Raw genomic sequence first — 11,164 nt, 5'->3', positions numbered from 1 at the left:
GTATGAGCGACAGCTATCTCTACTCGGCGGTGCGAACGCCCTTCGGCCGCTTCCGGGGCGCCCTCTCCGAGGTCCGGCCCGACGACCTCGCGGCACAGGTCATCGGCGGGGTCCTCGCCAAGACCCCCGCACTGGATCCCGGATGCATCGACGACGTCGTCTGGGGCAACGCCAACGGCGCCGGCGAGGACAACCGCAACGTCGGCAGGATGGCCGTCCTGCTGGCGGGGCTGCCCACCTCGGTGCCCGCGACCACCGTCAACCGCCTGTGCGGATCGTCCCTCGACGCCGCCCTCATCGCCTCGCGCCACATCGAGAGCGGCGACGCGGACATCGTCCTCACCGGCGGAGTCGAGTCGATGACCCGCGCCCCGTGGGTGCTGCCCAAGCCCGGGCGCGGCTTCCCCGCGGGGGACGTCACCGCCGTGTCCACCACGCTCGGCTGGCGCCTGGTCAACGAGCGCATGCCCAAGGAGTGGACGGTGTCCCTGGGCGAGGCGAACGAGCAGCTCGCCGACCGCTTCGCCATCTCCCGCGAGCGTCAGGACGCGTTCGCCCTCCGCTCCCACCGTCTCGCCGACGACGCCTGGAACGCGGGCTTCTACGACGGGCTGGTCGTCCCCGTCTCGGACGGCGAGCACACCGTCCTGGATCGCGACGAGGGCATCCGTCCCGGGTCCACCATGGAGAAGCTCGCCACGCTCAAGCCCGCCTACCGGGCCGACGGCCGCATCACGGCCGGGAACGCCTCGCCGCTGAACGACGGCGCCTCCGCGGTGCTGCTCGGTTCGGCCGCGGCCGCCGACCGCATCGGCGTGGATCCCCTCGCCCGCGTCGCGGGCCGCGGCGTGGCCGCGCTGGATCCGCAGATGTTCGGATACGCGCCCGTCGAGGCCGTGAACAGGGCCCTGAAGCGCGCGGGCATCTCCTGGACCGACGTCGACGCCGTAGAGCTGAACGAGGCGTTCGCCGTCCAGGCGCTGGCGTGCGTGGACGCGTGGGATGTCGACCCGCAGATCGTCAACGCCAAGGGCGGGGCCATCGCGCTCGGCCATCCCCTCGGTGCGTCCGGCGGCCGCCTGCTGGGCACCCTCTGCCGCCGTCTGCAGGAGTCCGGGAAGCGGTGGGGCGTCGCGGCGATCTGTATAGGTGTCGGCCAGGCCCTCGCCGTGGTCCTGGAGAACGTCGCCGGGGGCAGCAGGTGACCACGCGGCTGTGTGCTCATGCGGACGAGGCGGTCGCCGACGTCCAGGACGGTGCCACGGTGCTCGTCGGAGGCTTCGGCATGGCGGGCATGCCGGTGGCGCTGATCGACGCGCTGATCCGGCAGGGGGCCACCGACCTCACGGTCGTCTCCAACAACGCCGGCAACGGCGACACCGGTCTGGCCGCGCTGCTGGCCAAGGGACGGGTCCGCAAGGTGATCTGTTCCTTCCCCCGCCAGGCCGACTCCTGGGTGTTCGACGGCCTCTACCGGGCGGGCCGCATCGAACTCGAAGTGGTCCCCCAGGGCACCCTGGCGGAACGGCTGAGGGCGGCCGGAGCCGGTATCGGGGCCTTCTTCTGCCCCACCGGTGCCGGCACGCTGCTCGCGGAGGGCAAGGAGGTGCGCGAGATCGACGGCCGCCTCCATGTGCTGGAGTACCCCATCGGCGGGGACGTCGCGCTGATCGGCGCTCATCGCGCGGACCGGATGGGCAATCTCGTCTACCGCAAGACCGCGCGGAACTTCGGTCCCGTCATGGCCACCGCGGCCACCACCGTGGTCGCCCAGGTCCGCGAGGTCGTCGAGACCGGCGAGATCGATCCCGAGACCGTCGTGACGCCCAGTATCTTCGTCGACCGCGTGGTACAGGTGGCTGATCACTCATGACACAGACTTCCCCGACGACCGGCGGTCAGGGCCCGCTGGGCAAGCACGACATCGCCGCCCTGATCGCCCGTGACATCCCGCACGGTGCCTTCGTCAACCTGGGCATCGGCCAGCCGACCCTCGTGGCCGACCACCTCTCCCCCGGTTCCGGCGTGGTTCTGCACACCGAGAACGGCATGCTCAACATGGGCCCGGCCGCTTCGGCGGACCAGATCGATCCGGACCTCACCAACGCGGGCAAGGTTCCCGTCACCGAACTGCCGGGCGCCGCCTACTTCCACCACGCGGACTCCTTCGCGATGATGCGCGGCGGTCACCTCGACATCTGCGTCCTCGGCGCCTTCCAGGTCTCCGCACGCGGCGACCTGGCCAACTGGCACACCGGCGCGGCCGACGCCATTCCCGCGGTCGGCGGAGCCATGGACCTGGCCATCGGGGCGAAGAAGGTCTTCGTGATGATGACCCTCTTCACCCGGGACGGAGCACCCAAGCTGGTCTCCGAGTGCGGCTATCCGCTCACCGGCCTGGCCTGCGTGGACCGCGTCTACACGGATCTGGCCGTCTTCGACATCACCCCGGACGGGGTCCGTGTGCGGCAGACCTTCGGCATCGACGTACCCGAACTCGCCGCCCGCCTGGGCCTGCCGTTGCAGACCGGCGCCCCTGAACACCCCGCTTGAGACAGCGCCCCTGCCCGTACCGCCGTCAATTCGAGACCGCAGGCGGCGGCCCGGTCCTGACCGAGCGTCTGCACCCGCACCGACGACACCCGCCCTCCCCCTCCACGGTCTGCGCAGGCACGACGGAGGGCACGGAAAGCCTCGTCCTCTCCCAGTAGTGCCGGGCCCGCCGGACACGGCGGGAAGGGGCGCCCCGCCGGGGACGCCCCTTCCCTTCACCGCCCTTCGGAACCTACTCGACGTTGATCTTGAATGTGCTGGTCGTGTTGCGGATGTCCTGGGCGTTGCCGCTCATGCGCAGGTTGCGGAAGGTGGCTTCGCCGACTGCGGGGCCCTGGCCGGGTTCCGGGAGTTCGTTGGCCCAGATGCCGAAGCCGGACTTGGCGTCGAAGGCGTCTCCGCTCTTCTTGGAGTTGGTGATGGAGATGTCGGTGAAGATGGTGTCCTTGACCGGGAACTGGGGTTGGCCGCCGACGTAGTTGGTCTGGAACATGACGCCTCCGTAGGTGGAGTCGTCGATGTCGACGTCGTTGACCCTGATGCCCTGGAAGACCTTCGAGGCGGAGAACGCCCAGATGGCGGGGAAGACCTGGGAGCCCCAGAAGTGGCCGCCCGTCCGGTCCAGCGAGACGTTCTCGATCGTCGTGGGATCGGTGCCGAAGCCGTTCATCGGGTAGCCGAAGTCCAGCGAGGAGATCGTGATGCCGGAGTAGACGAGGGTGTCGGCGACGCGGATGTTGCGGAAGGTGTTGGCGTAGCCGCCGTAGACGGCGATGCCGGCCGCGCGCCAGGTGAGGGTGGAGGTCAGGTTCTCGTAGAGGTTGTTCTTCTCGTCGGCGCCGCCGGCGTCGATGGCCGAGAAGAGGGCGAAGCTGTCGTCGCCCGTGGCGCGGGCGTCGTTGTTGACGACGTGGTTGTCCGTGGAGCCGTTCGTCATGTTGATGCCGTCGGCGAACGTGTCACGGATGCGGGAGTTCGAGATGGTCATGTTGTCGGTGTTGGCGCCCCAGTAGAGGCACACCATGTGCTCGGCCCAGATGTCGTCGATGGTGATGTTCGAGACGTTGGAGAAGTCGAACACCTTGCCGGGGCCGTCGATCCGGGATGTGTAGTTGCCGAAGTAGGCGAAGCCGGCGAACGTCGAGCCGTTGGCCGTGGACTCGGCGCGGAAGCCGATGTCGGTGTTCTCCTGCGAGGCGGGGGCATGGAAGCGGGTGAACCAGGGTCCGGCTCCGACGACCTTGACCGCCTTGCCGTAGACCTGGAACTTGCTGGAGGTGTCGTAGTCACCGGCGGGCAGGTAGACGCCGACGAGCTTGCCCGTGGTGTCCATGCGGACCTTGTCGAGGGCGTTCTGCACGTCCTGCTGCGTGAAGCCGGCCGGGACCGTGTAGGCGGCCGGGTCCGGGTTCGGGATCGCCGTGGCCTGTTCGGTGTTGATGAAGTCGATGGCGTAGTAGGAGGAGGTGTTGGCCGCGTCCTTCTGGAGGCGGATCTTCGAGCCGGCCGGGACGGTCCTGCCGAGCAGCAGGTTCGCCTCGTCGTAGATGTGGCGGTGGGCTCCGGCGCTGGGTGAGTTGCCGGGCGCGGTCTCGCTGCCGTAGAGCCAGGCGTACTTGGAGGTGAGGTCGATCGCCTTGAGGAACTGGCCGTCCACGTAGACGTCGAGGGTGGCGTCGGTGCCGTCCGGGATCGCGAAGCGGGTGACCAGCGTGTTGGTCGCGGCGCGGGTCGTCCACTCGACGTACTCGCCGGTGGCGTCGAGGGTGACCGCCTTGCGGCCGCTCGCCTCGCCCGCGAAGTCGCCGATGGTGCGGTTGGGTCCGACGACCTTGGCGCCGCCGCCGACCGTGCCGTCCTCGGCCTCGTACATGTCGTACGGCATGTCCGCGCCGCGGCCGACGAACAGGTTCTGTGTGGTGGTGTTGTTGGTGCGCTTGACCGGCAGTTCGTTGGTGTCGTCGGCGATGACCGTCTTCACGGTGTACTTGCCGTTGACGGCCGTCCAGGAGCCGAGGCTGATCGGTGCGGTCGTCTGGCCGGAGGCGATGGTGCCGTTGTAGGAGCCGGTGAGGGTCTTGACGGTGGCGCCGTTCGCGTCCTGGACCGTCAGCGTGACGCCGTGGGCGCCGGCGGCGGAGTCCACCGTCCCCTGGTTCTTCAGGGCGACGGTGAAGGCGACGTTGTCGCCGGCCGAGGCGCTGGAGGGTGTCCAGGCGACCGGTGCGGCGACCAGGTCGGAGCTGGAGACGGGCTTGACGACCAGGGCGTCGGAGCGGGTGAAGGTGTTGTTCCCCTCGTTCTGCTCGATGACCTTGTTGGACGGGTCGACCTCGGCGCCGAGCGGGTAACTGCCCGCGTCCCGGGTGCCGATGCTCGCGGTGACCGTCGCCGAGTCGCCGGCCGCGAGGGCGGGGACGTCGGCCGTGGCGGCCTTGGTGCCGCCGAGGGTGAAGTTCAGGTCGGTGGCCTTGGACGCCTTGCTGCCGCTGTTGGTGACGGTCGCGGAGAGGCTGATGGCGTCCGACTCGACGGGGGCCGCCGGGGTGTTGGTGATGCCGGTGACCTTGAGGTCCGGGTTGGCGGCCGGGGTGCCGATCACCTGGAGCTCGCCGACCTGCCCGCCCGGGGCGCCGGTGTTGGAGGCGAACTTGAGCTGGATGTCGGCGGCGGCGCCGGAGACCGGGATGGTCACGGTGTTGCCGGTGGCCGGGTTGAACGTGTAGTCCTTCGCCGCGACAAGGCTCGTGAAGGACGTCGCGTCCTGGTCGCGGCCGAGTACCTGGATGTTCTGGGTGCGGGTGGACCAGGCCGGGTCCGGGTTGAGTTTGACGACGACCTGGCTGAGGTCGGCGTTGGCACCCAGCTTGGTGGTGAGGGTGGCCGGGTAGGCGCCGCCCCCGCTCTCCCAATAGGTGCCTATCTGACCGTCGTTGGCGTTCGCGGCGACATAGGTGAAGGTGTACGAGGAGGCCTCGATGGGCTTGCCCTGGGCGAGGTCGGAGCCGCCGCCGGATCCGGGCCGGGTGACGCTGTTGCTCGCCACCGACACGTTCCCCGCGGCGTCCTTCGCCTTCACGTAGTAGGTGACCGTGGCCGTCGCCGACGGGGTGTCGGTGTACGTCGTCACGTCGCCCGCCACGGTCTTGACGAGCTGGTCGTTGGCGTAGACGTCGTACCCGGTGACCGCCACGTTGTCGCTCGACGCCTGCCAGGTGAGCTTCACGTCGTTGCCGGACTGCGTGTAGGCGAGGTTGCCGGGCGCCGTGGGAGCCTGGGTGTCGCCGCTCGCTCCCTTGCGGGTGACGCTGTTGCTGTTGGCGGAGACGTTGCCCGCCGCGTCCTTGGCCCGCACGAAGTACGTGATGTCGGTGCCGGCCGGCTGGGTGTCGGTGTAGGTCAGGACGTTCCCGGCGACGCTCGCCCGCAACTGGCCGTTGGCGTAGATGTCGTAGCCGGTCACGCCTGTGTCGTCGGTGGCCGCGTTCCAGGTCAGCTTGATCTGCCCGGTGGCCGGCTCGGTGTAGGCCAGGTTGGCCGGCGCGGTGGGCGCCTGGGTGTCGCCGGTGGCCGGTCCGTAGACCTCCAGCTCGGACGCCTGCCCGGCGGGCCAGCCGTCGTTGGCGGTGAACAGCGCCCGCACGTACCGCGTCGTGGTCGCGTCGAAGGAGATCGTCGCCGTCTGGTCGTTGGAGCTGTTGAAGGCGTACGCCTGGGAAGCCGTCAGGTCGGTGAAGTTCTGGTTGTCGGTGGAGCCCTGGATCTTCAGCGTCTGGTTGCGGCTCGGCCAGCCGCTGGGCAGCCGCAGCGTCACCTGGTTCACCTGGACCGAGGAGCCGAGGTCGACCTTGAGCCACTGCGGGAAGGCGTTGTTGGTGCTCTCCCAGTAGGTGTTGCGGTTGCCGTCACCGGCGTTGGCCGCACCGTAGACGTCGGCGTGTCCGCTCTCGCTGAAGGGCTTGCCCAGCGCGAGGTTGGGGGTCGAGGCGGCGGTCGTGAGGACCTGCAGCTCGGCGAGCTGGGCAGTACCGGCGACCGAGTTGGCGCTGAAGTCGGCCCGTACGTACCGGGCAAGGGTCGCGGGGACGGAGACCTTCACGGTGTTGTCGTTGCCGGGGCTGAAGACGTACTGCGCCGACGACTTGAGCGTGGCGAAGCTCTTGCCGTCGGCACTGCCCTGGAGCGCCAGCGTCTGCTTGCGGGTCTGCCAGTGCTCGGGCAGCCGCAGCACGACCTCGCGGACGCGCTTGGTCCGCCCGAGGTCGGTCTGGACCCACTGGGCCGACTTCTTTCCGGCCTGCCAGTAGGTGTCGGTGTCGCCGTCAGTGACGTTGGCGGCCGCGTGTGCGGCGCGGGCGCTGCCTGCCGTGGTCTTGGCGTCCGCGGCGGCGTTGGGGCCGCCGGCCGCGTGTGCGCCGACGGCCGGCAGGCCCAGAGCCATGACGGCGGAGGCGAGCACAGCGGTCGCTGCGCGCCGTCTCCGGGATCTCGGCTTGTGTCGAGTCATGCGGGGTCACTTCCTGCGGGGCTCGCGCGCCGGTGGGGCGGCGAGGGCGGCTCGTTCCTGACGGAGTGGTGCAGAAAGGTGCGTGCGGAGCGGTGGCGCGAGGGCTCAAGAAAGACGTCACGCGCAGAATCTTGCATTGTTTCATCGAAATATTGCAGAGTGATGTGAGTCCGTCTACTGCCAGGACTAGACAAATTTCAACAGAAACGTCCACGCCTAAGCGGCGGGGACGGTATGCGCATCACCCCGAGGCAAAGAGGCACTCAAGGAGCGGGCAACAAGGGGCACTTCATGCGAGCGCGCGCGGCTCGGATCCTCACGCAGGTCGCACGCTACGCTTGCGCCCCGAGTCGCAAGCGAACGCAAGCTACGCAATTTCTTACGCGATCCTGCGCTGCCTTCACGTTCCTGGGCATGCACGGATCCAGGTCGGAGAGAACGCCGAACGCCCCCCGACCTCGGTGGGTCGGGGGGCGTTCGGTTTACCGTAGGTCGCGCTCCGGTCAGCCGCGCGGCCGCTCGAAGGTCAGGAGCAGGCCCTCGACGGCTCCGGGGCCTATACGGCCCTTGACGTCGGCGGACGTGATGGCCTTGAGGGCCCAGCCGTCCTCGGCGTGCTTGTTGAGGACCTTCTCCAGCTTGTCGCTGTCCAGCGCGTCGCCGATCAGCGACTCCCGGAAGGTGACGACCTTGTATTCGTAGGCGTAGGCACTGCTCATGACTGCGGGGTCCTCCTGCCGGCAGAGCCGGGTCGGGATGGGATTGGCCAGGGCCAGACAATCATCCCCGGCTGCCATGGCGCACCGCGGGCCTCCGTTTTCCTGGTTCAGGGGCGGTCGACGCGGAAGTGGTAGCAGCCGTATTCGACGGCCCGCACGTGCACCTGGGCGGTCTCGGGCTCGGCGAAGGCCTCGGCCAGCGCATGTGCGAAAGCCGCCTGGGCGTCGTCGGGAAGCTCCAGCATGCGGCCGCCGGTGATGTGCCCTCGCCTGTCGTAGCGGCGCAGGACGCGCAGGGCGCCCGGGCGGGCCCATGGGTAGCCGAGGTTCCCGCCGGCCGGACCGCCGCAGTCGTCGGCGTGGACGAAGACCGGCCCCTGCTCGTCGTAGGCCCCGGGGTCGGCGCCGGTCTGTGCCGCCCAACGGCGCAGCGGGGCGTAGGAGATCAGGGCGATCCGCTCTCCCGCGGTACTGGACCGCAGACAGCAGCGCAGTGGCGCGTCGCCCTCGTCGTCCGGGTACGGGCGTGGCGGATGGCCGGCGTCGTCACGGACGCGGAGTTCCTTCAGGACCGCGGAGGGGATGGCGAGGGGAGGGAAGGCGGTGGTCATGGCGTTCAGCGTGCCGCGGGGCGGCTCGGGTCGCTGGCGGGAATCGGACTCCGTTGTCCGGTCCGGGTTGTCCGCCTTGCCGACCGTCCTGCTTGCGCGCATCGCGTGTCCGCTCGGCCGGTTGACGGCTTCTCGGCGCTCCAGCCGGCGGGTCGCCTCGGTGAAGTACCGCTCGACGATCGCGAGGCCGAGCGCGGTGGCGGCTTCCCGCACCTCGGGGTCTGCCGTGTGGCCGGGCCTGGCGATGGGAGCAGTCAGCCACCGACTCCCCCGTCGGCTCCGCGGCCCTGGTGGCCGTGACCGCGCCTTTCCCTGCGCAGCGGCCCGACGAGGGTCAGGCGAAACGGGTGGGCGGACGCCCGCAGGACGCGCGGGTCGGTGAGCTGTGGCCGGTCCGTGAGGCGTCACTTACGGTTTGTGTTCTTTTGATCACTTTTGCCCCTTCGGTGGGCAGGGTATTTGTGTTACTCATGAGATGTGCGGTCGTGGGTTCTCGGGGCTCGACCGCAGGGACTCGGGAAGATCTGCCGGTACGCGCCGGAGTCAGCGAGCTGTGTGAGCTGCATGGACCCCACACCCTCCTCTGCTTCGCCGTTCGACATGGTCAGCGGCGCCCTGGGGGACTACATCCCGAAGGGCGGAGCAAGAGCGGCGGGCGAGCGGCCTCTGCATCGGCCTTCAGGAGCCGGCGGGGAGGCCGAAGGCGGGGAACAGATTCTCGGGGTGGTCAGTCTCGGCCAGGATCTGCGGATCAGCGGTTCCAATCTGGACGCCGCACCGTTCGCGGGGGTGAGTGCCGCACCGGGTACCGCCTTCGCCGATCTGCTGCCGCCAGGAGACGTACCGACGGTCACGCAGCGGCTGCAGCGGGTCCTCGACACGCGTGAGGCGCACGTCGCCCGGGTCCAGCGTCTTCGGCGGGACGACGGGACGGAGATGGTGGTCTCGATGAGCATCCTGCCGGCCGCACCACCGCAGGAGGGCCTGACGGTCTCCCTGATCGCCATGGCCAAGCGGCTGCACCTGTACGCTTCCGCCGCCGCGATCGGGACGTCCCTGGACATCGGGGAGACCGCGCAGTCCCTGGCCCAGTCCTTGCTGGCCTGGGGGGACGTGGCCGCCGTCAACCTGGATTACGCCGTGTGGACGGGCGAGGCGGTCACCGAGCAGGCACAGGACCGCATCCGGCTGCGGCGGGCGGCCCTGGTGCCGGACCGGGCCTGGCCCGAGGGGTACCTGACTCCCGGGGACAACCTGCCCCGTGAGGCGAGCCGTCTGCTGGCCGGTGCGGTCATGCGTGACGACGTTGCGCGGGCCATCGTCATTCCCGACCGTGAGTCGATCGAGCGGGCACTCGACGATCCGCAACTGGTGCGCGCCCTGGTGCCCGGCAGCCGGCCGGTGAGTGTCGCCTGCATACCGCTGGTCGTCGAGGGACCTGAAGGCGCGTCAGGGCCCATCGTCCTGGGCGTGACGGAGGTGTGGCGGCGGCCGGAGTGCCTCTTCCGCGAAGGTGAGCTGCTCGATCTGCAGGAACTCGTGGCCAAGACCGCCCGGCACGTGGACCTGGCCCGCCAGCATCAGCGTGAGCACGCCCAGGTGCTGGCCCTGCAGCGCCGGCTGCTGCCGCGGGCCGGCAGCGACACCATCGAGGTCGCCAGCGTCTACGAGCCCACCACCCCCGACAGCGCGGGCGTCGGCGGTGACTGGGTGAACAGCTTTCCGCTGCCCGGTGACCGTACCGCGCTGGTGGTCGGTGATGTCGTGGGGCACGGCCTGGGGGCCGCGGCGGCCATGGGCCAGCTGAGCATGGAGGCCCGGGCGCTGCTGTCGGCGGGCCTGGGCCCCGGGGAGGTGCTGGAGCGGCTGGACGAGACGGTCACGCTCCTGGACGACACGGACGCCGGGCTGGCGGCCGGCTACAGCGCGCTGGGCTCGACCTGCTGCATCGCGGTCTACGATCCGGTCGACCACCGGGTGCTGATCTCCAACGCCGGCCACCTGCCCCCTGTCCTCGTCCATCCCGACGGCTCCGCGGAGACCGTCGGGGCGCAGCCGCACCCGGCCCTGGGCGCCGAGTTCGTCGTGCGGGAGCCGTTCGAGGTGCACGAGTTCACCGTGCCGCCCGGCTCGCTGCTCGTCCTCTACACCGACGGCCTGGTGGAGGATCCGGCGGCGTCGATCGACGAGGGCATCGGCCGGCTGACGGACGTGGTCCGCGAGGTGCACCCCTGGGACGATCTGCAGCAGGCGGCACGGCGCGTGGTCGCCAGACTGGCCCCGAAGGAGCCCCTGCGCGACGACGTCACGCTGCTGCTCGCCCGGATGGCCGGCCGCCGCAGCCGGGACACCGCCACGTGGCACCTGCCCGCCCGCGCCGACACCCCCGCCCGCGCCCGGTCCCTGGCCGCTCCCCTCCTGCGCCGCTGGCACACCGGCGAGCAGGCCCGGGACAGCACACTGCTGGTGATCAGCGAACTGGTCACCAACGCCGTCCGGTTCGGCACCGGACCCGTCACGGTGCGGCTGGTGCGGGCCGGGAGCCTCCTCACCTGCGAGGTCGGCGACACCGGCAACGGCCGGCCGCGCCTGCACCGCGGCGACCTGCTCGACGACACCGGGCGGGGTCTGCACGTCGTGCACAAACTGACCACGCGCTGGGGGGTGCGCTGGACCGACACCGGCAAGGCCGTCTGGGCGGAACTGGAGGCCTAAGCGCTCCGCTGGAAGTAGCCGCGATGTGCCGTCTGCCGACTGCGGCGCCGTCGTGGCTG

Annotated in this window: 7 protein-coding genes; 4 read left to right on the top strand and 3 right to left on the bottom strand. The window is 70.1% G+C overall.

Going from position 1 to position 11,164, the window contains the following annotated elements:
• Positions 1-2: 2 nt before the first annotated feature.
• From SSP29_RS46170 to SSP29_RS46160, 3 genes are read left to right on the top strand one after another with little or no spacing between them, the layout of a single operon-like run.
• Complete coding sequence (locus tag SSP29_RS46170) at positions 3-1,205, top strand: thiolase family protein (protein ID WP_089106995.1); 1,203 nt, start codon at positions 3-5, stop codon at positions 1,203-1,205.
• On the top strand, positions 1,202-1,873 hold the full coding sequence (locus SSP29_RS46165) for a 3-oxoacid CoA-transferase subunit A (protein ID WP_089106994.1): 672 nt from the start codon (positions 1,202-1,204) through the stop codon (positions 1,871-1,873). Before SSP29_RS46170 ends, SSP29_RS46165 begins: the two co-directional genes overlap by 4 nt.
• Positions 1,870-2,553 (top strand): 3-oxoacid CoA-transferase subunit B, encoded by a 684-nt coding sequence (locus SSP29_RS46160; RefSeq protein WP_089106993.1) that lies wholly within the window; start codon positions 1,870-1,872, stop codon positions 2,551-2,553. The genes SSP29_RS46165 and SSP29_RS46160 overlap by 4 nt, the downstream gene beginning before the upstream one ends.
• A 232-nt stretch (positions 2,554-2,785) precedes the next feature.
• Here SSP29_RS46160 and SSP29_RS46155 read toward each other — a convergent pair whose 3' ends face one another.
• From SSP29_RS46155 to SSP29_RS46145, 3 genes are all read right to left on the bottom strand, one after another.
• The gene (locus SSP29_RS46155) at positions 2,786-7,060 is read right to left on the bottom strand and encodes a discoidin domain-containing protein (protein ID WP_089106992.1); all 4,275 of its coding nucleotides are present in this window, start codon (positions 7,058-7,060) and stop codon (positions 2,786-2,788) included.
• Positions 7,061-7,563: 503 nt separating this feature from the next.
• Positions 7,564-7,779, bottom strand: coding sequence for a DUF4177 domain-containing protein (locus SSP29_RS46150; RefSeq protein ID WP_089106991.1), 216 nt, complete (start codon positions 7,777-7,779; stop codon positions 7,564-7,566).
• A 107-nt stretch (positions 7,780-7,886) separates the two neighbouring features.
• Complete coding sequence (locus SSP29_RS46145; protein ID WP_089107082.1) at positions 7,887-8,390, bottom strand: DUF1203 domain-containing protein; 504 nt, start codon at positions 8,388-8,390, stop codon at positions 7,887-7,889.
• A 564-nt stretch (positions 8,391-8,954) separates the two neighbouring features.
• Between SSP29_RS46145 and SSP29_RS46140 the strand changes: the two genes are divergently transcribed.
• Positions 8,955-11,105, top strand: coding sequence for an ATP-binding SpoIIE family protein phosphatase (locus SSP29_RS46140; protein WP_089106990.1), 2,151 nt, complete (start codon positions 8,955-8,957; stop codon positions 11,103-11,105).
• Positions 11,106-11,164 lie beyond the last annotated feature (59 nt).

Source organism: Streptomyces hyaluromycini, from assembly GCF_002217755.1.
In the GTDB taxonomy this organism is placed as follows: domain Bacteria; phylum Actinomycetota; class Actinomycetes; order Streptomycetales; family Streptomycetaceae; genus Streptomyces; species Streptomyces hyaluromycini.
Note: the sequence above shows the minus strand (reverse complement) of the source record. Positions and strands in the feature narration are given on the sequence as shown.